This window comes from Pseudomonas sp. C6002 (assembly GCF_013385805.1).
Taxonomy (GTDB): Bacteria; Pseudomonadota; Gammaproteobacteria; order Pseudomonadales; family Pseudomonadaceae; genus Aquipseudomonas.
Genome location: NZ_JACAPH010000018.1, coordinates 21,382 through 45,514 on the forward strand (window position 1 = coordinate 21,382; position 24,133 = coordinate 45,514).

A 24,133-nucleotide genomic window follows, 5' to 3' on the forward strand; every position below is an offset into this window, starting at 1 on the left:
ACTAACCCGCGTATAGCCGCCACCCTTTGTTTAGTATCTCCGGAAGGTGGTCCTAACCGAGGATCAACAGATGTGTACTGGCTCGTATAACTCACCCACATTGATTCGACGCCCCCAATCGCTGTCGGATTGCTGGCGTTGCAGTTGGCGCTTTGACGAATGATCGGTGACGGTGATGCACGCATTTAAAGTGTTTGGCGCTGGATTTAGCGTGGTGTCGGTCTTGGCCATCGGAGTGATTTTTAACGGTGGAAATGCCTTTGCCCTGGATGCCACAAAAACCCCAGGCGACAACCTGCCCAACCTGAGCCGTGCGTACGTTCTTCAGGATTTCAATGCGCAAGGTCAGCCAGAAGAAATAGCGCTAGGCGAAAATCTTCAGAACGCCTATTTCTACACAAACTGTTATCGCTCATCGGGATGCCATCAAGGTGTGCCGGAAGGAGCGCTGGTATTCAACACACCCTCGGGTTTTAACGCGACGCCCAACAGTCACTATCCCCGGGTTGAACTGCGGGCAAAAAGAGAGTTCACCGCAGGTGATGTGTTTGATAACACCCAGTCCGGCGAGCTTTATGTGGTGCAAAATCCAAGCACAAAATCGATCATATTTGCCCAGATACATGGCGACAAGGCGGGAGGTTCGGAGCTGCTGAAGCTTCGCTGGGAAGGTGGCTCGATCATCGCCGGGACCAAAACGCGCTATGGGCAGAAGGAGCAACGGACAGTATTGCTGAAGGGGCTCGAGCTTAACGACAAGCTGAATTACAAGATTGAGGTCAAGGGCTCCGAGGGTGGCATGGTGCTGCTAATTTCGGCTGCGGCGAATGGCAGGCAGGCCAGCCGGGAATTCGATATTTCGCCATCGGGTTGGCAGGGCATCAATCTGTATTTCAAGGCCGGGAATTACAACCAGACCGCTGAGCAGGACGGCGGGGCAGCTATTGTTGCGTACACCTCCCTGGATGTGGGTTACCAGTAGCAGTGTGCGCCGGTTCAGAGACTCCCCGGCCCAGCAACCTGCGTACAGTTTCACCCTATCTGCGTAGTACTGCGTCAGTAATGCCGAGTAAAAAGATTCGTTCCCCCTCTCCCCATTAGCGTCCGACGTCGTTGTAAGACACTTCTCGTTGTTCGCGCCTCCATTGAAGTTCTCCACGGTGATTGCCTATGTTTGATGGCATCAAACCAAGGAGGAATGACCATGCCTCGAAGTGCCTTAGCAGAAGATGGATATCTGCATTACATGCCTCGTGTGAGCCAGACTCATTGCGTCGAAGAGCTCGCAGAATTACGTCGAGAGTTTGAACAGTTGGAGCCGGATGAGTACGCCCCGCCTGGAGTAAACAGGTTTCGACGGTATGGCAACGGAGTCATTCTTCCCTGGCAAGACACGCATGAAGGCCACTGGTTGCCAATCGTCAAAGATGGGGCAGGCCACGGACGCGCAGGTTACGACCAAGGCGGTAACAATCCGGATCACGCAAATATTCGCTACTTTCACGCGTTGAGTGATGCGGTAAAAAACAATCGCGTACTACTCGACCTGATCGATGAAGATTTTTCCCTGACGTTCTGGCAGCATCCTGGCCAGCCCCTTCCTATCTATTTTGGGGTGCATTTTGTAAAACTCACGTCCGCGAGTTCGGATCAGCCAGGTATAAGCTCACCGAACTTTTTTCACCAGGATGGAGAGCCCTTCACGTTTGCGCACTTGATCTACCGTTCTTCGAACATGACGGGTGGCATCAATTTTATTGGGCATCCGGAAATTCGAAACATGCTGTTTGAGGACGCGCGGTCAAGTCAGATTTGGGCGGAGTTTACCCTTTCGGAGCCTCTCGATAGTTTTGCCGTTCATGATCCGAAGGTTTCGCACTATATAAGCCCGATCAAGAAACTTGACGACGCCTCTCCCGGAGTCTGTGAGCGCTGTATTGTTTTGGTTGATTTCTCGCCAACCATTCAGAGGATATGACGGTGCAGGCGTTGAGCTCGGTATTGCCCATCTTGATTGCGTTGGGAATAGGCTATCTATCGAGCAAACTCTTGCTCCCGGATAAAGTTGTTGCCCGATTGGTCAGTCTGATCAGCCCTTTGGTTTGGGGGCTACTTTTTCTGATAGGCACTGAGTTCGGCGAAGTGGTTTCTTCGCTGGATGCGGTTGGCTATGTGCTCAAGACATCTTCGCTTGTCGCGGTCGCAACAACAGTGGTGCCTTGCATGCTGCTGCTGGGCTTGGCGGCTTTGAGAGGGGCTGGACGAGAACCAGGCAGGGTTGCCAGTTTCGATATGCATGGCGCTGCTGCTCCTCTGAAAGAGTGCTTTATTGCGCTGCTGATGGTGGCCTTGGGCGTGTTGTTCACATATGCAGAATCAACCGTTGCAAGCTTGTGGCTTCCGCCCAGCAACGTGATGTTAATGGTACTGATCTTCTTGGTGGGACTCGACTTGTCGAGCATCAAGTTAGGTCGTGACTGGATCTCATGGGGCGTTCTATGCGTTCCGATTGCCGTGGTCATTGGCTCAATATTGGGAGCCTATGCGGTTCATTTCATCACTGGCGAAGATATCCGTTTGCTCCTGGCACTCTCGACGGGATTTGGATGGTTCACGCTATCCAGCGTCCTGGTCGGAGGGCTGTCCGGAGAAGTTCATGGCGCTACGGCATTGCTCGCAGACCTGGGGCGCGAACTGATCGCGATCGCTTTACTGTACCTGGTCGGTGGCTTCCACCCAAGGGTCGGTATCGCCGCCGCTGGGGCAACCGCTCTGGACTCGACGTTACCGATCGTGCGCCAAACCTGCCACTGCGACACGCTGCCTACCGCTCTCATGAGTGGTTTGATTCTGACGGTGTTAGCGCCCTTTTTTATAACCTTCTTTCTGACCGCATGACGTGACCTCTTACTGGAGGAAATCATGACTCCACGATTTTCAGGAGAAAAACCGAGTCTGCAACCATCAGCATTTAAAAGTCTCACGCTCGGCCCGATGCTTGCCGCGTTTGAACAGCTGCTGATGTGTATCAAAACTCAGCCCAAGGCGTTGATCCCGGTGGCTATGTTCCTGTCGCTGGCGGGGCCCGTCCGGGCGGAGCCAACGATTATGGAAAATGTGCGTGGTTATACCGTGAGTGGAGGCGGTCTGATGCGTTTTGATGCGTTGGCCTTTGATGCGTCGGGCAAAGTGATTTGCGTCGGTATGGCGGCCGATCTTGCTGGCAAGCATGCATTGGCGACGCGCATCGATGGTAAGGGTGCGTCCCTCTTGCCTGGGTTGACCGATGCGCACGGCCATATCAAATGGCTTGGAGAGTCCCTTCGAAGCATTGCTTTACGGGGCTCTCCAACACTGGTTGATACGCAGGAGAGGCTTCGGGTATTCGCTGCAGCGCGCCCCGGCGCCCGTTGGCTGACCGGCTCAGGCTGGAACCACGTTACCTGGAAGTTGGGGCGGTTTCCGACGGCTGCCGAAATTGATAAGGTCGTTGTCGATCGACCAGTGTGGCTAATCGGGTGGATGCCCATGCCGGATGGGCTAATACCAAGGCGATGCAACTGGCGGGTATTACTAAGGACACGCCTGATCCGAAAGGCGGACGTATCGAACGGGATGCAGAAGGTAACCCGACAGGTGTATTTATCGACGCCGCTATGGGGCTGGTCGCGGATATTATTCCGCTGCCTGACGAGCAGGAGCGAGAGGTCGCGTTGCAGGCTGCATTGGAGCATCTCAATGCACAAGGCCTGACATCTGTGCACGATGCAGGTGCTGATAGGCAGATGATCAAGACGATGCGCGGTTTTGCCGATCGCGGCCGGCTTCCGTTACGTGTCTACTCGATGATCAACGGTGCGGGGGATGATTTCGCGGTGTTGTCCCAGGACGGCCCTTTGATCGGCTACGGCGATGATCGTCTTACCATTCGTAGCGTCAAGCTTTATGCCGATGGCGCTTTGGGAAGCCGTGGTGCGGCGCTGTTTGAGCCATACACCGACGACCCAACCAACAAGGGGTTGCTTTTTGAAAGCCGGCAGGAGATGAAGCACAAGATTGAGTCGGTACTGAAAGCCGGCTTTCAAGCTAATGTGCATGGCATCGGTGATGCTGCCATCAAGCAGGTCATGGATAGCTTTGAACAGACCTACGCCACAGTCGGTGGGCGCGCCTTGCGTAACAGGATCGAGCATGCGCAGGTGGTTGATGTGGCGCAGATACCGCGCTTTATCGATCTAGGGCTGATTGCATCGATGCAGCCTACACATGCTACCAGCGACATGAATATGGCTGAGGACAGGGTGGGTGTCGAACGGATCAAGGGGGCTTATGCCTGGCGCACTCTGCTTAACCAGGGAACGAAAATTGCGGCAGGGTCAGACTTCCCAGTCGAATCTGCCAATCCGTTCTACGGCATACATGCTGCCGTGACTCGCTCGGATCATGAGGGCAACCCCTTGGCTGGATGGCACCCTGAGCAGGCCATGACCCTCTTCGAGGCTTTCCGTGCATTTACGCTGGATGCAGCTTATGCAGCCCATCAAGAAGCTACCCAAGGCAGCATTGAGCCCGGAAAGTGGGCCGATTTTATCTTGGTTGATCAGGACATTTTTGCCGTCAGCCCGGCAGACATCTGGAGGACACGCGTCCTGCAGACTTGGGTTGGCGGGAAGAAGGTCTATCAGGCGATTGAATGAGCCCGGTTCGACCGTTTAATTTCCAAATCCCACCCATAAAAAAACCGGTCACCAAGGACCGGTTTTTTTACACATCCCCCGTCAAAACCAGCCTGACGCAGGAGCAAAATCTGAGTGGAGCGGGTAGAGGGAATCGAACCCTCATCTAAAGCTTGGGAAGCTTTCGTTCTACCACTAAACTATACCCGCTCAGAGCGGCTGACTTTGTACCAGATGTGCTCGCGGATTTGAAGTTTTTCTTCGAAAATTCTGTGTTTTACGTGCCAACGGTCGATCGTGGGCAGGCGGCCCCCCTGGGAAATCCGGCCCGCCCACAACCCCACCGCTCATACGGCAAACGCATGCTGTGGCTGTGACGCGTGGTACCGCAACCGGCTTGGCTGCTGCTCCGGTCTCAAAAAGCCCATCAACGCCTCCCGGCTATCCCGGCACGCGGCCTTGTGCTCCATATCCAGAAAGTGCCCGGTTGCCTGAATCGTGCCGAAGCTGCTTTTCGCAATATGTTGCCCAAACAGCTTGGCATCCTGGGCACTGGTGTACTCGTCCCATTCGCCGTTCAAGAACAACACCGGTATATCAATCTGCTTAGCGGCCTTGAGGTAGCACAGCCGGTCGCTGTTGAGCACGTGGCTGATGTGAAAGTGCATCTGCCCATACTCGTGCTCGGCCAGGCTGCTCACGTGTTTGTGATTGAAGCGTTTGAACAGCGACGGCAGGTGTTTGCCGATGGTGCTGTTGACCAGGTGGCCCACGCGGTCGCGGTCGAGGTTGCCGAGGTAGTCGACACCGCGCTCCAGGTAGTCGCGCATCGGGGCGTTGATCACCGGGGAGAACGAGCTGATCACGGCCTTTTCCACACGGCGCGGGCGGTGGGCGAGGGCGACGAGGGTCGCGGCGCCGCCCCAGGAAAAGGACAGCACGTGTTCGGCGGCGAAGTGGTCGATGAGTTCCAGAAGGATCTGGCCCTCGACTTCTTTCGTCAGCATATGCTCGTGGCGGTTGTGGATTTTGGAGCGGCCAGCGTAGGGCTGGTCATACAAAACCACGTTGAACGTCGGGTGCAGGCTTTTCACGGTCTGGGCGAAAGACGCAGTGGTGGCCATTGAGCCGTTGACCAGGATGATGGTCTTGGCTGCTGCGTCCGCGCGATAGAACTCCGTGTAAACCCGATACTGACCCTGTATATCCAGCACAGCGATTTCTGGCCTCATGTCGTAAGACTCCTGGCAAGCGGGTAATGCGCGCAGATCACTCTGCACGAGCTTTGTGACAGGTAGGCATACGCCTGGAAGTGAGGGCCCATGTCGATCCGGTACTGGCTGGCCGACGGGTGTTGTTATGGCGGGCAATTTGCCGTGAGAGGCCCGCAGGTCAAGCGTGCGGACGGGCAAAGTGTTTCTTGTAGGTAGGGGTGACTCGCCAGTCAGATTGCGGCTGGCTGGGTAGATTCAAGCATCAGGGATGCCAGTTCGCCAGTCGATGGCGTGGGTTTTTGCCATCATCGGCTGAACGGTCATCAGACCTGTTGGATTTCAGCCTCTGTAAGCGCCCGGTAATGGCCTGGCGCAAGGGCTGCGTCCAACTCCAGCGGTCCCATGCGTTCGCGGTGCAGGCGTATCACTTTGTTGTCGAAGTGCCCGAACATGCGCTTCACCTGGTGATAACGCCCTTCAATGATGCTCAGGCGCGCCGTTCTGGGGCCCAATAGTTCCAGTTCCGCCGGTTGGGTGGTGAGGTCTTCAAAGGCGAAGTACAGGCCGGCGGCGAAAGTGGCCGCGTATTGCGGGTCGATGTCCTGCTCGGTCTCGACGTAGTAGACCTTGGGCAGTTTGGTTTGCGGCTGGGTCAGGCGGCGCGACCACTGGCCGTCGTTGGTGATCAGCATCAGGCCGGTGGTGTTGAAATCCAGACGACCGGCGATGTGCAGCTCGTGCTTGTCCGGTTCATCCAGCAGGTCGAGCACCGTGGGGTGTTGCGGGTCGGACGTGGCGCTGACGCAGCCCTGGGGTTTGTGCAGCATGAAGTAACGCGCGGGTTTGCCGGCTTGCAGCACTTCGTCATCCAGCAACACACGGCTGAACTCGCTTACCGGGTGGTGCGGATCGCTGATGGCCTGGCCGTCGACGCTGATCCGCCGCTCCACCAGCAACAGGCGAACCTGTTTACGGTTGAAACGGGGCAGGTTGCTGAGGAAACGATCTACGCGCATTACGACCGCTCGTTGCCGCGCAGTTGTTCGTCCACCTGGGCACAACGCGGGCACAGGCAGGCTTTGTTGCGCAGTTCCGCCGGCAAGGCTTCGAGCACTGCGGGGTCGATGCTGACGGAATAGCACCAGCATGCCTGGTCGGCAGTGCGCGGGTCGGCCAGGGCGCAATCGTTGCGGGCGCCGCAGGCGGGGCAGAGGGTTGGCGTGGTCATCGGTCGGTTCAGGCTGTATCGGACAAGGTCCCGGTGAAACCCGGTGTGCCTTGCACGATACAGCCCCGCCGCGTTATTGCAAATCACGCTCCAGCACCACCACCCGTTGGCCTGCACCAATGCCGCTGCCGGGCTGCACCGGAATTTCCCGCACGGTGCCGGCGAACGGTGCGACTACCGGGATTTCCATTTTCATCGACTCCAGGATCACCAGCACATCTCCCGCCGCCACGCGTTCGCCAGCGCTGACCTGCACTTGCCAGAGATTGCCGGCGATGTGGCTGTCGATGCTGTATTCGTTGGCCTGCAAGGGCGTGTCTGCGCCCTGTGGTGCGGCGAGTTCCTCGCTGTCGAAATGCGCCTGGCCGCTGGCGATCCAGCGTTCGCGTTCGGCGTTGAACGCGCGCTGCTGTTGCCCGCGAAACGCGCCGATGCTTTCGGCTTCCTGCGCGAGAAAGGCCTGGTAATCCGTCAGGTTCAACTGGCTGTGTTCGATGTTCAGTTCAAACCGCCCAAGGGGGAAATCCCTGCGAATCTGCACCAGCTCATCGGCGCTCACCGGGTAAAAGCGGATCTGGTCGAAGAAGCGCAGCAACCACGGTTTGCCATCGAACGCGGCGACTTCCCGGTAGCGGTTCCACATCTGCAAGGTGCGCCCGACGAACTGATAACCGCCGGGGCCTTCCATGCCGTACACGCACAGGTAGGCGCCACCGATGCCCACGGAGTTTTCGGCGGTCCAGGTGCGTGCCGGGTTGTACTTGGTGGTGACCAGGCGGTGACGCGGGTCCAGCGGCGTGGCCACGGGCGCGCCGAGGTAGACGTCGCCCAGGCCCATCACCAGGTAGCTGGCATCGAACACGGTGTGGCGCACTTCGTCGAGGTTGGCCAGGTCGTTGATGCGGCGGATGAACTCCAGGTTGCTCGGGCACCATGGGGCATCCTTGCGCACGGTGGTCATGTATTTTTCGATCGCCAGTTGGCAGGCCGGGTCGTCCCAGGACAGTGGCAGGTGGACGATGCGCGACGGCACCTGCAGGTTTTGGCTGGCGCAGACGGCGTGCCATTCGGCGGTGATCAGCGCCAGGAGGTCGGCGAGGGTAAGTTGTTCGGGCTGATAGTGGATTTGCAGGGAGCGGATGCCGGGTGTCAGGTCGATGACGCCGTGCAGGGCTTGTGCTTCGAGGGCATGCATCAGGGCGTGGGCGCGAAAGCGCAGCACCAGGTCGAGTTCCGGGGCGCCGATTTCCAGGAGCAGGTGGGTGTCGCCGGCGAGGCGGGCGACGAGGCGGGTGTCGGCCTGGCCGATGTCCAGAACAACAGGCGACCTGATCATTCCCACGCTCTGCGTGGGAATGCATCCTGTGACGCTCTGCGTCATTGCGTCGACAGCGGGACGCGGAGCGTCCCAGGCGGCATTCCCACGCAGAGCGTGGGAACGATCCCAGTTCAAGGCGAGGTCGCGGGCGGTCTTGATATCGACGGGGGTGAAGCAGATTTTGTCACCCGCCTTGAGCTGGCCCAACTGCCACAAGTCCGCCTCGATCACCGTCACCGGGCATACAAACCCACCCAGGCTCGGGCCGTCGGGGCCGAGGATCACCGGCATGTCCCCGGTAAAATCCACCGCACCGATCGCATAGGGATTGTCGTGAATATTCGACGGATGCAACCCCGCCTCACCGCCATCCGTACGCGCCCACAGAGGCTTCGGCCCGATCAACCTCACACCCGTGCGGCTGGAGTTGAAATGCACTTCCCACTGGGTGGCAAAGAACGTCTCGATGTACTCGGGCTTGAAGTATTCCGGCGCGCCGTGGGGGCCGTAGATCACCCGCAGTGTTCGCACCTCGCCAAGCGGTTCAGGCACTAGCGTATTGCCGCAACTGAGATCCTCCAACGGCAGTAAGTGCAACACATCACCCGCCCGCAAAGCCCGCCCGCCATGCCCACCAAACTGGCCAAGGGTGAAGGTACTTTTGCTTCCCAGATAATCCGGAACCTGCAGCCCGCCGCGCACGCAAAGGTAGCTGCGAGCTCCGGCCCCGGCGATGGTGCCCAGGCTCAAGGTTGCGCCCGCCGGGATCAGCAACGCGGTGTTCATCGGTACCGCTTCATCATTCAAGCGCAGCACAATGTCTGCACCCGTCACCGCCACCACCGCCGCACAATTGAAGCGCAGCAACGGCCCGCTCATGGTGATTTCCAGCGCAGCGGTGCCCTCGGCATTGCCCAGCAGGCGATTGCCCAGGCGCAGCGCGCGACTGTCCATCGGCCCCGACGGCGGCACGCCTACGGCCCAGTAACCGAGGCGCCCCGGATAGTCCTGCACACTGGTTTGCGTGCCGGCGCTGAGCACTTCAAACGTGTTGGCGTGGTACACCAAATCTTCAAGGCAGCGCGTCCACGGATGGCCACTGGCGAACGGTGTAGCGAGCAGAATCTGGCGCAGATAATCGCGGTTGGTTTCCACGCCGTACAGTTGGCTGTTGCTCAGGGCTTGATGCAAATCCAGGCGTGCCTGTTCGCGGGTCGGCGCCCAGGTGATGAGCTTGGCGATCATCGGGTCGAAGTAGGGCGGAATCTCGCAACCGGCCTCCACCCACGTGTCGATACGCAGGCCTTCAGCGACCGGGAAGTCCACATACGTCAAAAGCCCCGGGCTTGGCTGAAACTCCCGGCCCGGATCTTCGGCGTACAGGCGTGCCTGAATCGCGTGGCCGTGAGGCTTCAGTTGCAGTTCCCGCAATGGCGGCATTTCCCCGGCGGCCAATTGCACCATCCAGCGCACCAGGTCCACGCCCCACACTTGCTCGGTGACGCCATGTTCCACCTGCAACCGGGTGTTCACTTCCAGAAAATAGAAGCGGCCATCGGCGCTATCAAAGATAAATTCCACGGTGCCGGCGCTGCGGTAATTCACTGCCTTGGCCAGGGTGATGGCGGCACGGCACAGCTCATCCGCCATGCCGTCGGGCAGGTTCGGCGCCGGGGTTTCTTCAAGCACTTTCTGGTTGCGCCGCTGCACCGAACAGTCGCGCACGCCGAGGGCGATCACCTCGCCGCCGCCGTCACCAAACACCTGCACTTCCAGGTGCCGGGCGTGCTGGATGTACTTCTCGATAAACACACCGGCATCGCTGAAATTGTTCTGGCCCAGGCGTTTCACCGCCTCGAAACAGTCGCGCAATTCATCGGCGCTTTGGCACACGCGCATGCCGATCCCGCCACCACCGGCGGTGCTTTTAAGCATGATCGGATAGCCCACGGTTTCCCCGGCCAGTAGTGCGGCGTCGAGGCTGTTGAGCAGCTCGGTGCCTTCCAGCAGCGGGATGTTGTGCTGCCTGGCCAACGCGCGCGCGGTGTGCTTGAGGCCGAACACCCGCAGTTGCTCCGGCGTCGGGCCGACGAAGGCGATGCCTGCTGTTTCGCAGGCTTCGGCGAAGGCGGCGTTTTCCGATAGAAAGCCATAGCCGGGATGAATCGCGGTGGCGCCACACGCCTTGGCCGTGGCGAGGATTTTCTCCACCGACAAATAGGTGCCGGCCGCCGCGCCTTCGCCCAGGCTGTAGGCCTCATCCGCTTGCTGGATATGCAGGCTCGCGGCATCGGCTTCGGAATACACCGCCACGCCCTTGACCGAAAGCTCACGCAAGGTGCGCAGGATGCGGCAGGCGATGGCGCCACGGTTGGCGATCAACAGTTTTTCGAACATGGCAAAACCCCGCAGGCCGATGAGTGCTCGGCCTTGTCCTGGGATGCGGGCCGTCCCGCAAATGTGGATGGCGCTGCGGTCGTCCGCAGCGCAAATTTCAACACCAATGGAGATCAACTGTGGGAGCCGGGCTTGCCCGCGATGGCGGTGGATCAGTCACCCCATATGTCGGCTGATCCACCGCTATCGCAGGCAAGCCAGCTCCTACAGGTCATCTTCCACAGTTGATCTTCAGCGTTTTCGCAGGCACTGCCCGGCCCGGGCCTGGCACAGGGCGAACAACCACTGGCGCAACCGCTTGATCTTCAGTTCCATACCAGTAACTCCGCAGGGGTTGGGTTGTAGCCGTTGCACGGGTTGTTCAGTTGCGGGCAGTTGGAGATCAGTACGATCACGTCCATCTCGGCCCGCAGGTCGACGTACTTGCCGGGGGCGGAAATCCCGTCCTCGAAGGTCAACCCGCCATCGGCGGTCACCGGCACGTTCATGAAGAAATTGATGTTCGGCCCGATGTCGCTTTTACCCAGCCGGCCATCGTGGGCGCAGGCCCGCAGGTAGTTGTCGCGGCAGCTGTGCATGTAGCGTTTTTCCAGGGCGTAGCGCACGGTGTTGCTCTCTTGGGCGCAGGCGCCGCCAAGGGTGTCGTGGCGTCCGCAGGTGTCGTCGACGATGGTCAGCATTGGCTGGCCGAGGTTGGAATACAGCACGCTGCCGGTGCTCAGGTACACGCTGTTTTGCCGACGCAGGGTGCGCTGCACGTCGTAGCGTTCCCTGGGGTTTTTCAGGCTGTAGAACAGCGTGTCGACCGCCTGGTTGCCCTCAAGGTCGAGGATGCGCAGGGTCTGGCCGGCTTTGACTTCCATCAGCCAGGGTTCGCCGGCGGGAATGGTCGCGCGGTACACGGCCGCGTCCGGTTGTTTGGCGAGTGCGATAGACATGGCAGGTCCTCAGGCGAACAGACGGTCGGTGTTGATAAAGCCGCGCTCGTTTTCCGGGCGCGAGGTACGGCAGTGTTCGGCGACGCTTGGGTCGGCGTTCATCCAGCTGAGTTTCAGCGGCTGCGGCGCGTACTCGGGGTTGGGGTCCATGGGATGTTGCAGCGCGGTGAGCACCACCAGTGTGTCCATCGGTGCGTAGAGTTCGATGTAGTCGCCGGCCTTGGAGTGACCGGGGACAAAGTGCAGGCTGCCAGCTTCATCTACCGTGACTTTGCTGAACAGGTTGAGGGTCATCAGCAGGTCGGACAGCCCCAGGCCCCACTTGCCCAGTTCCACCAGCAGGTTGTCGGTGCCGTTGCGGTAGAAGCCGTTGCGCAGCTCTTGATAGCGGCCTTTGCCGTATTTTTCCGCGACCTCGGAGGCGCATGACACGCCGCCGATGCTGTCACTCCAGCCGCAGGTGTCGGCGGTGATGGCGGCCAGCACGCGACCCATGTCCGAGTACAGGCAATGGCCGCTGGTGAGCTTGGCGGTGTGTTGGCATTTGAGGCTGTCGGGCAGGTTCAGGCGCTCGGTTTTTTCATTGGCATTGAGCAGGGTCAGGCTGACGTTGGCGCCGCCGCGAATGTCGGTGAGGCGCAGCAGTTGGCCGCGCTTGAGCACAAAGGAACGGTGGCCGCCGCCGGGGAGCATTTCCTCGGCGAAGGGTTTGAACAATTGAGTTGAGTCGGTCATTTGGAAGTGGCTCCAAGTTCGGCGGCGATCGCCTTGCGGCGCTCGCTGTTCAAAGGGATGTCGTAGGTGATGCGGGCGCCGTAGGCGCCGGGGGCGTGTGGGTCGAGGCGCACCTTGTCGAATACCAGCAAGCGGGTGCCGAGGCTGAAGCCTTCGCTGAGGTCGTGGGTGACCATGAACACCGTCAGCCTGGTTTCGCGCCACAGCTCCAGCAACAGCAGGTGCATGTCTTTGCGAATGCCCGGGTCGAGGGCGCCGAAGGGTTCGTCCAGCAGCAACACGCGGGGCTTCATGATCAGCGCCTGGGCGATGGCCAGCCGCTGCTGCATACCGCCGGAAAGCTGCGCCGGGTACTTGTCCAGGGCATGGCCCAAACCGACTTTATGCAGCAGGGCTGCGGCCTGTTCCCGGGCCTGTTTTTTCGCGCTGCCGAACAGGCGGCCGAGCAACGCTGAACGCGGCAACTCAAGGCCCAGCGCAACGTTGTCCAGCACCGTCAGATGCGGGAACACCGAGTAGCGCTGGAACACCACGCCACGGCTGGCATCGGGTTCGGCGGCGAGCGGTTTACCGTCCAGCAGAATCTCGCCATGGCTGGCGGTTTCCTGCCCCAGCAGCAGGCGCAGGAAGGTCGATTTGCCGCAACCGGAGGTGCCGACCAGGGTGCAGAATTCGCCTTCGGCCACGTGCAGGTTCAGGCGCTCCAATACCACCTGGTCGCCATAGCGCTGCCACACATTGTTGACGCTGATAAAGCTCATGCCCGCGCTCCTTCGTACCAGGGGAACGCGCGCCGCGTCAGGGCCTTGAGGCCCCAGTCCATCAGCCAGGCCAGCAGGGTGATCCACACCACGTAGGGCAGGATCACGTCCATCGCCAGGTAGCGGCGCACCAGGAAGATCCGGTAACCCAAACCGTCGGTTGAGGCGATGGCTTCGGCTGCAATCAAGAACAGCCACGCCGAGCCGAGCATCAAGCGCAGGGAGATCAGCAAACGTGGCAGCAATTGCGGCAGCACCACCCGCAGCATCAGGGTCCAGGTGGAGGCGCCGAGGGTCTGTGCCTTCACCAGCAACTCCACGGGAATTTCCCGTGCCCGCTGTTCCAGGTCCCGCGCCAGGGCCGGGGTGATACCGATCACGATCAGCATCACTTTCGACAATTCCCCCAGCCCGAACACGATGAACAGGATCGGCAGGATCGCCAGCGGCGGCACCATCGACAGCACCGTCAGCAAGGGGGACAACGGTGCGCCAAACAGCGGCAAGGTGCCGGCTGCAATGCCCAGGCACAGGCCGGCGAGGGCGCTGATGCCCAGGCCGATCGCCAGGCGGCGCAGGCTTGAGGCGCTGTCTTGCCACAGCACGTATTCACCGGTGCGAGTGTCGGCGCTGAAGGCCAGGCGTTTCACTGCGTCGCCCATTTGTGCGGCGCTGGGCAGCAGCTTGTCGTTGGGGTTGTCTGCCAGGCGCTCGGCCGAGCCCACGAAGTAGGCGAACAGCAGCAGGGCGAAGGGCAGCAGCACCAACAGCAGGCGACTGGAGCGTTCCGGGTGACGGTTGATCAGGCGCATGGCCGCGTCCTCTTACAGCGTGCCGTCGGCGGCCATCTGTACGTAGCTGGGGTCGAAATGCAGCTTGAGGTTGGCGGTGTCGCCGCGGGTCACGCCATTGGCGAAGCTCATGCCCACGGCGTTGGTGTCCTTGGCACCTTCACCCAGCAGGCCGTGTTTAAACGAGAACTCGGCGACTTTGCCCATGGTGGCGGGCAACTGCGCGCTGGTGGCGAAGGCCAGGGCTTCCTTGGGCGTGGCGAACAGCTTGGTGGTGTCCAGTTGCGACTGGAAGCCCTTGAGGTCGGTGCCGGAGGCCTTGGCCATGTGTTCCAGGGCGTCGGTGCTGGCGGCGTTTTTCGCGTTCATCAGCGCCACCACTTCAAACCAGGCGCCGGTCAACGCTTTGCCCAGCTTGGGGTTGTCCTTGAGGGTCTGGGTGTTGACCACCATCATGTCCATGATTTCGCCGGGCACTTTGCTGGAGTCGAACACTTCGGTGACGCCGGGCTTGGCCTTGATCTCCGAGAGCATCGGGTTCCAGGTGGTGACGGCCTTGACCTGGTCGGTGTTGAAGGCGGCGGCGATGTCGGCGTCGGAGGTGTTGACCACTTTCAGGTCTTTTTCGCTGAGGTTGGCCGACTCCAGGGCGCGGGCCAGCAGGTAGTGGGACACGGAGAGTTCCACCAGGTTGACGTTCATGCCCTTGAGGTCGGCGACGGTCTTGCCTTCACCTTTGATGACCACGCCATCGTTGCCATTGGAGAAGTCGCTGACCACCAGCGCGGTGCTGTCCACGCCGCCGGCGGCGGGAATGGTCAGGGCGTCCATGTTGGTCATGGTGCAGCCGTCGAACTGGCCGGCGGTGTACTGGTTGATGGATTCGACGTAGTCATTGAGCTGCACCATGTCGATCTTGATGCCGTACTTCTTGGCCCACTTGTCGAGGATGCCTTGGCTGCCGGCGTATTCCCACGGCATCCAGCCGGCATAGATCGTCCAGCACACGCTGAAATGGTCTTTGGGGGCGGCTTGGGCGGAAAAACTCACCACGGCGGCGAAGGCGGCGGCGAGCAGGGCGGGTAAACGTATCGAGGGCATGGATGCTTCTCCAGTTGATCAAGGGCGAGCAGGAGCAACGCGGCACCGTGAACGGTGGCTTGTCTCCCGGGCTTTTATCCCGCCGTGTAACCTCAACTGGAGGTCGCCGACTCTCGGACCAGCCACTCGCCTTAGCGAGCCGGAACCCTAGTCAGCCATTGCAAATTGTGGTGCCGCGAACCTGTGATGACTCCTGCACGGGAGAGGTAAAGCGAGAGTCGTGCCAAGTGGCACGGGCGCAGTAATGGCGTGGGTTGGCGCGAGGAGGAGGGAGAAACGTGCAGGGAATATGCATTGTGGTGGTGCGGGGTTGCACTGCAATGAGGCGACCGGCAGATGTATCAATCTATGTCTAAATCGCACCAGATTCCGTTTTTGATGTCAGATATTTCGTCAGGCAGTGAAAGCTGTTTGCCGCCCCCCAGCGTCGCTGGGTGTGCTCTTCCGCGGTCCAGGAGGCCGCCATGTATCGTCGACTGCTTCTCATCGCTTTGCTCGGCTTGACCCTGTCTGCGTGCGCGCCTTATTACGGTGGCGGCCAGGCCTACTACGGTTCCGAGGTCTACACGGCGCCCGCGCCGGCGTATTACTACGGCGGCGGCCCGTATTACCATTACCGCCAGGGTTACTACCCGCCACCGCAGCGTTATTACCCGTCGCCGCGTTATTACCAGCCGGCGCCGCGCTATTATCCTGCGGGGCCGCGCGCGGGTTATCGGCCTTACCCAAACCAGGGTTGGGGCAACAGTCACTGGGGTAATGGTGGCGGACATGGCCAGGGTGGTGGTCAGGGTGGAGGCCGTGGCGGCGGTCATCGCTGATAGGAATAATTGGAAAAACGGCGCTCAGGCGCCGTTTTTGTTTACCGTTGGTCGGCACTGTCATATTTGACAGCTATCCTGTGGGTTACGCCTGTAGTTAATTGGGAGCAGTCGCCTGTTTGGCGTATCGCTTTCAGCATCGACTGATGGAACCCATGACATGAACGTCAGCCAGCTCTACCTGTTATTTTTTGCTTTTCTTGGCGTCAGTACGTTGGCAGCAGCGCAATCCTGTCCTTACCCGAGCGCTGTACGCTACGTTGACGGTCACTTTCAGGGAACTGACAGCGACTCGCCATGGGTAAGCCAGGCAATGAGCGGCGGGGAATTCGTGGAAACCTTTGTCGGCGCGCTTTTTACTCCTAGCGAGCAGGACGAGCGCAAGCATGGCTATCTGGAAAAGTGCATTTATAAAACCCTGAGCGGTAAGACAGTCACCCTGAGGTACGGCACGGATCAAGCCGGGGGCTCAATGTCGCTGGCAGATACCACGCATTGGGTACCGGGCACCGATGCTTTCGGGCAACAGGTTTTCCAGTGCGACGACCACCAACCCGATAATTGTGCCTTCACGTTCGAGGGCAAAAAAGCGCCGACGGGCGCTCAATAGTCAGACAGGTCCGCCAGCGGATGCCGCCCTTCCCAGACCTTGTGGAAGTGCGCCTGCACCACGGCCTCGGGGATCAAGTTGATGTCCGGCCAGTGCCAGTGTGGCTGCTGGTCCTTGTCGATCAACCGCGCCCGCACACCTTCGCTGAATTCCGGGTGACGGCAGCAGTTCAGGCTCAAGGTGTATTCCATCTGGAACACCTGGGCCAGGGACAGGTGCCGCGCGCGCTGGATCTGTTCCCACACCAGGTGCGCGGTCAGCGGGCAGCCTTCGTTCAGGGTCTTGCCTGCGCGGCGGAGCAGCGGGTCGGTGTGATCGCGTAACTGGCTCAAGGCTCGCCACGCACAGCGCACATCCCCCACGTCCAGCCACTCGTCGATCTGCCCACGGCGCGGCAGCCATTGGGCTTCGGGCCACTGGCCGGTGGCTTCCTGGGCCAGGGCCTTGAGCAGGCTGTTGAGCTGCATGTCGGTCTGTTCCTGCCAGTTCAGTTGCAGCAGGCCTTCAAGCAGTTCGTCTTGTTGTTCATCCAGCAGGAAACGGTCAGCCAAGCCCAGGTCCAGGGCGTCGCGGCCATTCATATGGGCGCCGGTCAGGCCGAGGAACAACCCCAACTTGCCGGGCAGGCGAGACAGAAACCAACTGGCGCCCACGTCCGGGTACAGGCCGATGCTGATTTCCGGCATGGCCAGGCGGCTGCTTGGCGTGACGATGCGCACGGCGGCGCTTTGCAGCAAGCCCATGCCACCGCCCAGCACATAGCCGTGGCCCCAGCAGATCAGCGGTTTGGGATAGGTGTGCAGGCGGTAGTCGAGGCGGTACTCCGCGGCGAAAAATTGAGCGGCCAGCGCCGGTACTTCGCCGGGATGTTCACGGCAGGCCTGGGCCAGGCTGCGCACTTCGCCACCGGCGCAAAAAGCCTTGGGGCCATTGCCGCGCAGCAGCACGCAGACGATTTGCGGGTCTTTGGCCCAGGCGTCCAGGCGTTCGCTCAGGGCCAGGATCATCGGCAACGACAAGGCATTGAGGGATTTTTCCGCGTCCAGGCTGGCGATGCCAACGCGGGCGCCGCCGGTGCCAATCAGCTCTTCGAAGTGCAGGTTCATCATGACCTCAATCGAGAAAGTGAAGGTTCAGTATGATCGCTTCGCAGGAAAGTGCGGTATCTGCGTCAGATCAATTGACAAGCAAGGTCGGCTTTCCTAGGGTTCGCCTCATTCTTTTGACTAGACAGCGTAACCATGACCACCGACGACCGTATCAAACTCGAACCCAGCTGGAAACACGCCCTGCGTGACGAGTTCGACCAGCCGTACATGGCCCAGTTGCGGGAATTCCTGCGCCAGGAGCACGCGGCAGGCAAGGAGATCTACCCACCCGGCCCGATGATCTTCAACGCACTCAACTCAACGCCCCTGGACAAGGTCAAGGTGGTGATCCTCGGCCAGGACCCGTATCACGGCCCGGGCCAGGCCCACGGCTTGTGCTTCTCGGTGCAACCGGGCGTGCCGGCACCGCCGTCGCTGGTCAATATCTACAAAGAACTCAAGCGTGACCTGAACATCGACATTCCCAACCACGGCTACCTGCAAAGCTGGGCCGACCAGGGCGTGCTGATGATCAACACCACCATGACCGTGGAGCGCGCGAATGCCAACGCCCATGCGGGCAAGGGCTGGCAGTTCTTTACCGATCGGATTATTGAAGTGGTGAGCGAGCATCAGCCGCACCTGGTGTTCTTGCTGTGGGGCGCCCATGCGCAGGGCAAACAGAAGCTGATCGACGCCACCAAGCACCTGGTGCTGACGTCGGTGCATCCGTCGCCGTTGTCGGCCTATAGAGGGTTTATTGGCTGCGGGCATTTCAGCCGCACCAACAAGTTTCTTGAGCAGAATGGCGAGACGCCGATCGAGTGGCGATTGCCGCCGGTTTGACATAGCTCCAATGTAGGAGCTGTCTCGCTAAAGCTCGACAGCTCCTACAATTGAATGTCTCTTAGGCTTCAGATTTTGTCTGGCTGCCGGTTCCAGTGCCGAAACAACGGCTCCGCCAGAAACAACACAAACAACAAACGCATCACCTGCATCGCCGTCACCAACGGCACCGACAGTTGCAGGGTTTCCGCCGTCAGGCTCATTTCCGCAATTCCGCCTGGCATCATGCCCAGTGTCAGCGAACGCAGGTCCAGATGTGTGAGTGCACTCAAGCCCACAGCCGCCAGCGTCGCAATCAACATGGTCAACGCCGTACCGATCAACGTACGTCCCATGAACAACGGCGCGCGCCGGAAGAACTGCCGGTTGAAGTGGCAGCCCAGGCCGCTGCCGATCAGCCACTGGCCGATCTGGCTGCCGCCGTCGGGCAGCCCGATGTGCAAGTCCCAGGTAATGCTGGCGGCGGCACTGACCAGCAGCGGCCCGAACAGCCAGGGGTTTGGCTGACGCAAGCGTTGCCAGCCCCAGGCCACCAGGGCGCCGACGGGAAACAGCAGCGCCAGCCAGGTCCAATCCACCGTCGCCGGATGAAACTGCGGGGCACCTTCCCCCAGCAAATACTTGAACGCCGCCGGCACACAGAGCACCACCACCAATACCCGCAAACTCTGGCCCGCCGCGACGCGGCTGAGCACTGCGCCGTTGCGTGCGCCGAGGTTGACCATCTCCCCCGACCCACCCGGCATGCTCGAGAAAAACGCTGTGGCACGGTCTTCACCGCTGCGGCGCATCAACCACACACCCACGATGCTGGAGAGGCTGGTGACCAGCGCGCCGAAGAAGATCAGGCCGAAGTGGCTCATCACCTGCTCGATCACCACCGGGGTGAAGTGCAGGCCGATGCCGATGCCCACCACCCATTGGCCGCATTTGCGGCCGCCGGGAATTTCCGCGAGCTGCCAGGGTGTCAGGCAGCGCACCAGGATGATCGCCAGCAACGAGCCGACCATGTACGGCAGTGGCCAGCCGATCTGGCTGGCGAGATACCCGCCCAGCAGACCGACCAGCGGTGTTGCCCACCAGTTTCTGAACGTGGCCTCAGACATCGGCCAAGGCACGACGCTGCAGGGAACGCTTGCGCCAGATGCGCAGGAGCGGGAACAACAGCATCAAGGCCGTCAGTACCCACACGCCGAAGGTGATCGGGCTCGACCAGAGGATCTGCAATTCGCCGTTGGAAATCGACAGCGCACGACGCAGGTTCTGCTCCATCAACCCGCCGAGGATAAAGCCCAGCAGCACCGGCGACAGCGGGAAATCCAGCTTGCGCAGGATGTAGCCGAAGATGCCGATGCCGACCATCAGGAACAGGTCGAAGGTGGTGGCGTGAACCGCGTACACACCGATCGCAGTGATGATGGCGATCACCGGCACCAGTGCCCAGTTCGGCACGGCAAGGATGCGGGTGAAGATGCGGATCATCGGGATGTTGAGGATCACCAGCATGATGTTGGCGATAAACAACGAGGCGATCAGGCCCCAGACGATGTCCGGTTGCTGTTGGAACAGCAGCGGGCCGGGGGTGATGTTGTAGAGCGACAGGGCGCCGATCATCACCGCCGTGGTGCCCGAGCCGGGTACGCCGAGGGTCAGCATCGGCACCAGGGCGCCGCAGGCGGAAGCGCCGATCGCGGTTTCCGGAGCCGCGAGGCCGCGCATGTCGCCCTGGCCGAATTTACCGCTGGCACCGGCCAGGCGTTTTTCGGTCATGTAGGCCACGGCCGAGGCCAGTGTGGCACCCGCGCCCGGCAATACACCCATGATGAAACCCAGCAGGCCGCAGCGAATATTCACGACGAATACCGCGCAAGCTTCCTTCAGGTTGAACATCATGCGTCCGGTGGCTTTCACGGCTTCCTGGCCACGGTGGGTTTTTTCCAGCAGCAACAGGATCTCGCTGATGGAGAACAGGCCCAATACAAGCACCACGAACTGGATGCCGTCGGTCAGGTGGATGTTATCGCCGGTGAAGCGGTATACGCCGCTGTTGGCATCGATACCCACTGCTGACAGAAACAGGCCGATCAATGCCGCGACAAAGGTCTTCAGCGGCTTGTCACCGGCCATGCCGCCCAGGCAGACGATGGCAAACACCATCAGTACGAAATATTCCGCCGGGCCGAAGGCAATCGCCCATTTGGCCAGCAGCGGGGCGAACAGCACCATGCCGCAGGTGGCGATAAACGCACCGATGAACGAACTCCACGCCGACAGCGACAACGCCACGCCCGCCAGGCCTTTGCGAGCCATCGGGTAGCCGTCGAGGGTGGTCATCACGGTGGAAGCTTCACCCGGGATGTTCAACAGGATCGAGCTGATGCGCCCGCCGTATTCGCAGCCCAGGTACACGGCCGCCAACAGGATCAAGGCCGACTCAGGCGGCAGCCCCAGGGCAAATGCGATGGGGATCAACAGCGCTACGCCGTTGATCGGCCCAAGGCCCGGCAACAGGCCGACCACGGTGCCGATCAAGGTGCCGCACAGTGCGGTGATCAGGTTGTAAGGGGTCAGTGCAACGCCGAAGCCCTGGCCCAAATAGCTGAACGTATCCATATCAGTTCTCCAGAACTTCAAGCAGGCCGAGCGGCAGCGGTACATCCATGGCCTTGTCGAACAGCAGGTAAAGACCGATGCTCATCAAGGTCACGATCACCACGCTGGGCATCCAGCGGCCGCCATACAGGCGCGCCATCGGAATGCCGATCAGCATGCTGCTGAGGATGAAACCCAAGGGTTCGAAGGTGCCGGCAAACACCAGCAGCAACCCGACGCAGATGCCGATCTTGATCAGGGTCTGGCGGTCCAGCGCGGGCTCTTCTTCTGTGTGCTTGGTGGGCTGTGGACGAAACAGCATGTAGATCAGGCCCAGGCCCATCAGCCCGAGCATCAGCAGCGGGTAGGCCCGAGGCCCTACCGGCTCGTAGGAAAACGACGCCTGATATGGCCAGGCCATCAGTGCGAGGCCGGCACATACCAGCAACATCACTGAGGCGAAAATGCGTTGTAAGAGCATGGGAAACTCCTTGGAGACTCTTGTAGGCGCGAGCTTGCTCACGAAGAACGCCAGGACGTCGCGTTTATACAGGCAGCACGCGTCATCGTTGAAGTTTTTCGCGAGCAAGCCCGCTCCCACAGAGGGGCGATTACTGGATCAGGCCAAACTCTTTGGCCAGCACTTTGTAGTCAGCCACCTGTTTCTTCACGTAGGTGTCCAGCTCCGGGCCGGTCATGGCGAACGGGAACAGCTCGCGCTGGTCACGCAGCTTGGCGAACTCTTCGGAAGCCAGCAGTTTGTCGAAGGCGTCTTTCCACCAGGCATAGTCTTCGTCGCTGACTTTTGGCCCGAGGTAGAAGCCACGCACCACCGGCCAGACGATGTCGTAGCCTTGTTCCTTGGCGGTCGGGATGTTCTTCATTTCCGGCTCGTCCAGGCGTTCGTCGGAGAACACCGCCAGCAGGCGCATGTCACCACTGAGGATGTGCGGCATGGAGTCGGAGATGTCGGTACTGCCTACCTGGATATGGCCGCCTAGCAGGGCGGTGGCGATCTCGCCGCCGCCTTCCAGTGCCACGTAGCGCAGGTCACGCGGGTTGATGCCGGCGGCCTTGGCGATCAGGGCGGTTTGCATCCAGTCCTGGCTGCCGACGGTGCCGCCGGAACCGATGACCACGCTGCCCGGATCTTTCTTCAGGGCCTTGACCAGATCGTCGAGGTTTTTGTAGGGCGAATCGTTTTTCACCGCGATGGCGCCGTAGCTGGTGCCGACGGCCGCGAGCCAGCGCACGGCGCTTTCATCGAAGCGGCCAAATTTGCCCTGGGCCAGGTTCAACAGCGAGCCGCTGGACCACGCCACCAGCGTGCCGGCGTCGGCCGGACGCTGCGCCACGACGGCGTTGTAGGCCACCGCGCCCACGCCGCCGGGCATGTAGGTCACGCGCATCGGCTTGCTCAGCAGTTTCTCGTTGACCAGCGCGCTCTGCGCCAGTTTGCAGGTCAGGTCGAAACCACCGCCAGGGGACGCCGGGGCGATGCACTCCGGGCGCTTGGGCTCGGCGGCCAGCAGTTGGCTGGCGAACAGCATGCAGCTGGCCGTCAGGGCAAATTTACGCAGTGAAAGGGTCATGTTCATCTCCATCATTGTTGTTATGAGGTTGCTGTTACCAGAGTGCGACGCTGTAGCTCACCAGCAGGCGCACTTCATCCGCATCACGGGCCGAATAGTTGGAACGGTAGGTGGCATTGCGCAGACGCACGGCCACGTCCTTGAACGTGCCGCTTTGCACCACGTAGCGGATCTCGCTGTTGCGTTCCCACTCCTTGCCGGTCTCGCCGTTCTTGAGCTTGATGTTGTCACCCGACAGGTAACGGCTCATGAAACTCAGGCCGGGAATCCCCAGCTTGGCGAAGTCGTAGTCGTAGCGGGCCTGCCAGGAGCGTTCTTCGGCGCCGGCAAAGTCGTTGATCTGCACGAAGTTGACAAGGTAAGGATCGCTACCGTCCACGTAGGGAAAGGCGCTGTCGCCGGACATGTGCTGGTAACCGGCGCTGAGCTTATGGCCATTGAGGGCATAGCTGAAGAGGCCGTTGAGGGAGGTGTTGTCGATCTTGCCGCCGCGCGCCGCACCGGTGTCGTCACTGACGGCCAGGCGCAGGTCGGCGCCGAAGGTGCCGGGGCCCATCGGGCGCGAGGCCACGAGGCCGAGGAAATGCTGGCGGTACACGTCGTCGAGTTGGGCGAAGTGGTAGCTGCCGGTGATCTTGTCGGCGAACTTGTAGTCCACGCCGCCGAAGTCGAAATGCTTGCCGGTGGCGCCGCTGAGGAAGCGGCTGTTCTTGTTGTTGAGGCCGATGTCTTCGTAGTTGGTGTCGTCGCGGTCCTTGGCCTTGTTCAGGCGGCCGCCGGTGAACACCAGGTTCTTGAATTCCCTGGAACTGAGCAGGCCGCCTTCAAACGTCTGCGGCAGGATGCGCCCGTCGTTGGGCTTGAGGATCGGCAATTCGGGGATCAGCGCGCCGATCTTCAGCTCGGTGGCGGAGATCTTCACTTTGCCGGTCAGGCCGAGTTTGGAATATTCGTTGGCGGCGCGGCCGTCGTCGTGGGTCGGCAACAGCCCGGTGCCGGTGCGGTCGGGGCTGGAGTCGAGCTTGACCCCGAGCATGCCCAGCGCATCCACGCCGAAGCCGACGGTACCGTCGGTATAGCCCGACTGCAGGTTGAGCATGAAGCCTTGGGCCCACTCGTCGCGCTTGGATTGTTGTGCGCTGGTGCCGTCGCGAAAGTCGCGGTTGAAGTACATGTTGCGGGTTTCGAGGGTGGCGGTGCTGTCCTCGAAAAAGGCGGCCTGGCCTGCGGGGGAAAAGCCGGCGAGGGCGGCGGCACTGGCAAGGGCGGTCTGGGTGATACGAGAAGAACGAGCAGGCGGCTGTGTGCGCAGCATCGTGGGTGTACTCCGTTATTGTTCTTATTTTGGCGAAAACGCTTCGAGGCGTTTTTCGGGCGCTATGGGTGAAATAGCTCGGCAGGCGAAACCCACCGTGGCTGGATGCT

21 protein-coding genes, 1 tRNA gene, 1 pseudogene and 1 riboswitch are annotated in these 24,133 nt (G+C 60.6%); of the genes and pseudogenes, 7 read left to right on the forward strand and 16 right to left on the reverse strand.

Annotation, left to right across the window (positions count from 1 at the left end):
• Nucleotides 1-175: 175 nt before the first annotated feature.
• The 4 genes and pseudogenes from HX817_RS12460 to HX817_RS12475 all read left to right on the forward strand — a co-directional run bounded on the left by HX817_RS12460 (nt 176) and on the right by HX817_RS12475 (nt 4,697).
• Nucleotides 176-982 carry a polysaccharide lyase family 7 protein gene (locus HX817_RS12460; protein WP_177040316.1) on the forward strand — a complete coding sequence of 269 codons (807 nt, stop codon included), beginning with the start codon at nt 176-178 and terminating at the stop codon, nt 980-982.
• 222 nt (nt 983-1,204) lie between these two features.
• On the forward strand, nt 1,205-1,978 hold the full coding sequence (locus HX817_RS12465; protein WP_003212052.1) for a 2OG-Fe dioxygenase family protein: 774 nt from the start codon (nt 1,205-1,207) through the stop codon (nt 1,976-1,978).
• On the forward strand, nt 1,975-2,898 hold the full coding sequence (locus HX817_RS12470; RefSeq protein WP_177040317.1) for a lysine exporter LysO family protein: 924 nt from the start codon (nt 1,975-1,977) through the stop codon (nt 2,896-2,898). Before HX817_RS12465 ends, HX817_RS12470 begins: the two co-directional genes overlap by 4 nt.
• Before the next feature lie 306 nt (nt 2,899-3,204).
• Nucleotides 3,205-4,697 (forward strand): annotated as a pseudogene (locus HX817_RS12475) (amidohydrolase).
• Nucleotides 4,698-4,812: 115 nt separating this feature from the next.
• Here HX817_RS12475 and HX817_RS12480 read toward each other — a convergent pair.
• From HX817_RS12480 to HX817_RS12525, 10 genes are all read right to left on the reverse strand, one after another.
• A tRNA-Gly gene (locus HX817_RS12480) sits at nt 4,813-4,886 on the reverse strand.
• 137 nt (nt 4,887-5,023) lie between these two features.
• The gene (locus tag HX817_RS12485) at nt 5,024-5,908 is read right to left on the reverse strand and encodes an alpha/beta fold hydrolase (protein ID WP_003212046.1); all 885 of its coding nucleotides are present in this window, start codon (nt 5,906-5,908) and stop codon (nt 5,024-5,026) included.
• Nucleotides 5,909-6,213: 305 nt separating this feature from the next.
• Nucleotides 6,214-6,906, reverse strand: coding sequence for a pseudouridine synthase (locus HX817_RS12490; protein ID WP_177040318.1), 693 nt, complete (start codon nt 6,904-6,906; stop codon nt 6,214-6,216).
• Entirely contained in the window at nt 6,906-7,118 is a 213-nt protein-coding gene (locus HX817_RS12495; RefSeq protein ID WP_003212042.1) for a cysteine-rich CWC family protein, read from the reverse strand. The genes HX817_RS12490 and HX817_RS12495 overlap by 1 nt, the downstream gene beginning before the upstream one ends.
• Nucleotides 7,119-7,191: 73 nt before the next feature.
• On the reverse strand, nt 7,192-10,833 hold the full coding sequence (gene uca / locus HX817_RS12500; RefSeq protein ID WP_177040319.1) for an urea carboxylase: 3,642 nt from the start codon (nt 10,831-10,833) through the stop codon (nt 7,192-7,194).
• A 305-nt stretch (nt 10,834-11,138) separates the two neighbouring features.
• Nucleotides 11,139-11,771 carry an urea amidolyase associated protein UAAP2 gene (locus HX817_RS12505; protein WP_003212037.1) on the reverse strand — a complete coding sequence of 211 codons (633 nt, stop codon included), beginning with the start codon at nt 11,769-11,771 and terminating at the stop codon, nt 11,139-11,141.
• 9 nt (nt 11,772-11,780) lie between these two features.
• A complete protein-coding gene (locus tag HX817_RS12510) occupies nt 11,781-12,506 on the reverse strand; it encodes an urea amidolyase associated protein UAAP1 (protein ID WP_177040320.1) in 726 nt (241 codons plus the stop codon).
• Nucleotides 12,503-13,267, reverse strand: coding sequence for an ABC transporter ATP-binding protein (locus HX817_RS12515; protein WP_003212032.1), 765 nt, complete (start codon nt 13,265-13,267; stop codon nt 12,503-12,505). Before HX817_RS12515 ends, HX817_RS12510 begins: the two co-directional genes overlap by 4 nt.
• Nucleotides 13,264-14,079: an ABC transporter permease gene (locus HX817_RS12520; RefSeq protein ID WP_003212030.1), complete on the reverse strand. Its 816-nt coding sequence runs from the start codon at nt 14,077-14,079 to the stop codon at nt 13,264-13,266. Before HX817_RS12520 ends, HX817_RS12515 begins: the two co-directional genes overlap by 4 nt.
• 12 nt (nt 14,080-14,091) lie before the next feature.
• Nucleotides 14,092-15,159, reverse strand: a complete 1,068-nt coding sequence (locus HX817_RS12525; protein ID WP_003212027.1) for a putative urea ABC transporter substrate-binding protein — start codon at nt 15,157-15,159, stop codon at nt 14,092-14,094.
• A 61-nt stretch (nt 15,160-15,220) separates the two neighbouring features.
• A riboswitch (guanidine-I (ykkC/yxkD leader) is annotated at nt 15,221-15,321 on the reverse strand.
• A 302-nt stretch (nt 15,322-15,623) separates the two neighbouring features.
• Here HX817_RS12525 and HX817_RS12530 point away from each other — a divergent pair.
• Nucleotides 15,624-15,980 (forward strand): hypothetical protein, encoded by a 357-nt coding sequence (locus tag HX817_RS12530; protein ID WP_003212026.1) that lies wholly within the window; start codon nt 15,624-15,626, stop codon nt 15,978-15,980.
• A 160-nt stretch (nt 15,981-16,140) separates the two neighbouring features.
• Nucleotides 16,141-16,590, forward strand: coding sequence for a DUF3757 domain-containing protein (locus HX817_RS12535; protein ID WP_177040321.1), 450 nt, complete (start codon nt 16,141-16,143; stop codon nt 16,588-16,590).
• On the opposite strand, the gene HX817_RS12540 is transcribed toward HX817_RS12535, so the two are convergent.
• Nucleotides 16,584-17,696: an enoyl-CoA hydratase/isomerase family protein gene (locus tag HX817_RS12540; RefSeq protein WP_177040322.1), complete on the reverse strand. Its 1,113-nt coding sequence runs from the start codon at nt 17,694-17,696 to the stop codon at nt 16,584-16,586. The two genes, HX817_RS12535 and HX817_RS12540, sit on opposite strands and share 7 nt — an antisense overlap.
• Before the next feature lie 135 nt (nt 17,697-17,831).
• Between HX817_RS12540 and ung the strand changes: the two genes are divergently transcribed.
• Nucleotides 17,832-18,524 carry a uracil-DNA glycosylase gene (gene ung, locus HX817_RS12545; protein ID WP_003212020.1) on the forward strand — a complete coding sequence of 231 codons (693 nt, stop codon included), beginning with the start codon at nt 17,832-17,834 and terminating at the stop codon, nt 18,522-18,524.
• A 68-nt stretch (nt 18,525-18,592) separates the two neighbouring features.
• Here the strand turns inward: ung and HX817_RS12550 are convergent, their stop codons facing one another.
• From HX817_RS12550 to HX817_RS12570, 5 genes are all read right to left on the reverse strand, one after another.
• A complete protein-coding gene (locus HX817_RS12550) occupies nt 18,593-19,630 on the reverse strand; it encodes an AbrB family transcriptional regulator (RefSeq protein ID WP_003212018.1) in 1,038 nt (345 codons plus the stop codon).
• Nucleotides 19,623-21,137, reverse strand: a complete 1,515-nt coding sequence (locus tag HX817_RS12555; protein ID WP_177040323.1) for a tripartite tricarboxylate transporter permease — start codon at nt 21,135-21,137, stop codon at nt 19,623-19,625. Before HX817_RS12555 ends, HX817_RS12550 begins: the two co-directional genes overlap by 8 nt.
• A 1-nt stretch (nt 21,138) precedes the next feature.
• The gene (locus tag HX817_RS12560; protein WP_008437838.1) at nt 21,139-21,597 is read right to left on the reverse strand and encodes a tripartite tricarboxylate transporter TctB family protein; all 459 of its coding nucleotides are present in this window, start codon (nt 21,595-21,597) and stop codon (nt 21,139-21,141) included.
• A gap of 130 nt (nt 21,598-21,727) precedes the next feature.
• Complete coding sequence (locus HX817_RS12565) at nt 21,728-22,714, reverse strand: tripartite tricarboxylate transporter substrate binding protein (protein ID WP_166742143.1); 987 nt, start codon at nt 22,712-22,714, stop codon at nt 21,728-21,730.
• A gap of 28 nt (nt 22,715-22,742) precedes the next feature.
• Nucleotides 22,743-24,023, reverse strand: coding sequence for an OprD family porin (locus tag HX817_RS12570; RefSeq protein ID WP_008437839.1), 1,281 nt, complete (start codon nt 24,021-24,023; stop codon nt 22,743-22,745).
• Between the last annotated feature and the right edge of the window lie 110 nt (nt 24,024-24,133).

Excerpts from the sequence above, each read along its gene's own strand:
- HX817_RS12535 (WP_177040321.1), top strand. The coding sequence starts at position 16,141 with ATGAACGTCAGCCAGCTCTACCTGTTATTTTTTGCTTTTCTTGGCGTC.
- HX817_RS12505 (WP_003212037.1), bottom strand. The coding sequence starts at position 11,771 with ATGTCTATCGCACTCGCCAAACAACCGGACGCGGCCGTGTACCGCGCG.
- HX817_RS12540 (WP_177040322.1), bottom strand. The coding sequence starts at position 17,696 with ATGAACCTGCACTTCGAAGAGCTGATTGGCACCGGCGGCGCCCGCGTT.
- HX817_RS12530 (WP_003212026.1), top strand. The coding sequence starts at position 15,624 with ATGTATCGTCGACTGCTTCTCATCGCTTTGCTCGGCTTGACCCTGTCT.
- ung (WP_003212020.1), top strand. The coding sequence starts at position 17,832 with ATGACCACCGACGACCGTATCAAACTCGAACCCAGCTGGAAACACGCC.
- HX817_RS12490 (WP_177040318.1), bottom strand. The coding sequence starts at position 6,906 with ATGCGCGTAGATCGTTTCCTCAGCAACCTGCCCCGTTTCAACCGTAAA.
- HX817_RS12550 (WP_003212018.1), bottom strand. The coding sequence starts at position 19,630 with ATGTCTGAGGCCACGTTCAGAAACTGGTGGGCAACACCGCTGGTCGGT.
- HX817_RS12560 (WP_008437838.1), bottom strand. The coding sequence starts at position 21,597 with ATGCTCTTACAACGCATTTTCGCCTCAGTGATGTTGCTGGTATGTGCC.
- HX817_RS12525 (WP_003212027.1), bottom strand. The coding sequence starts at position 15,159 with ATGCCCTCGATACGTTTACCCGCCCTGCTCGCCGCCGCCTTCGCCGCC.
- HX817_RS12510 (WP_177040320.1), bottom strand. The coding sequence starts at position 12,506 with ATGACCGACTCAACTCAATTGTTCAAACCCTTCGCCGAGGAAATGCTC.
- HX817_RS12570 (WP_008437839.1), bottom strand. The coding sequence starts at position 24,023 with ATGCTGCGCACACAGCCGCCTGCTCGTTCTTCTCGTATCACCCAGACC.
- HX817_RS12565 (WP_166742143.1), bottom strand. The coding sequence starts at position 22,714 with ATGAACATGACCCTTTCACTGCGTAAATTTGCCCTGACGGCCAGCTGC.
- HX817_RS12495 (WP_003212042.1), bottom strand. The coding sequence starts at position 7,118 with ATGACCACGCCAACCCTCTGCCCCGCCTGCGGCGCCCGCAACGATTGC.
- HX817_RS12515 (WP_003212032.1), bottom strand. The coding sequence starts at position 13,267 with ATGAGCTTTATCAGCGTCAACAATGTGTGGCAGCGCTATGGCGACCAG.
- HX817_RS12555 (WP_177040323.1), bottom strand. The coding sequence starts at position 21,137 with ATGGATACGTTCAGCTATTTGGGCCAGGGCTTCGGCGTTGCACTGACC.
- HX817_RS12485 (WP_003212046.1), bottom strand. The coding sequence starts at position 5,908 with ATGAGGCCAGAAATCGCTGTGCTGGATATACAGGGTCAGTATCGGGTT.
- HX817_RS12470 (WP_177040317.1), top strand. The coding sequence starts at position 1,975 with ATGACGGTGCAGGCGTTGAGCTCGGTATTGCCCATCTTGATTGCGTTG.
- HX817_RS12465 (WP_003212052.1), top strand. The coding sequence starts at position 1,205 with ATGCCTCGAAGTGCCTTAGCAGAAGATGGATATCTGCATTACATGCCT.
- HX817_RS12460 (WP_177040316.1), top strand. The coding sequence starts at position 176 with ATGCACGCATTTAAAGTGTTTGGCGCTGGATTTAGCGTGGTGTCGGTC.
- HX817_RS12520 (WP_003212030.1), bottom strand. The coding sequence starts at position 14,079 with ATGCGCCTGATCAACCGTCACCCGGAACGCTCCAGTCGCCTGCTGTTG.
- uca (WP_177040319.1), bottom strand. The coding sequence starts at position 10,833 with ATGTTCGAAAAACTGTTGATCGCCAACCGTGGCGCCATCGCCTGCCGC.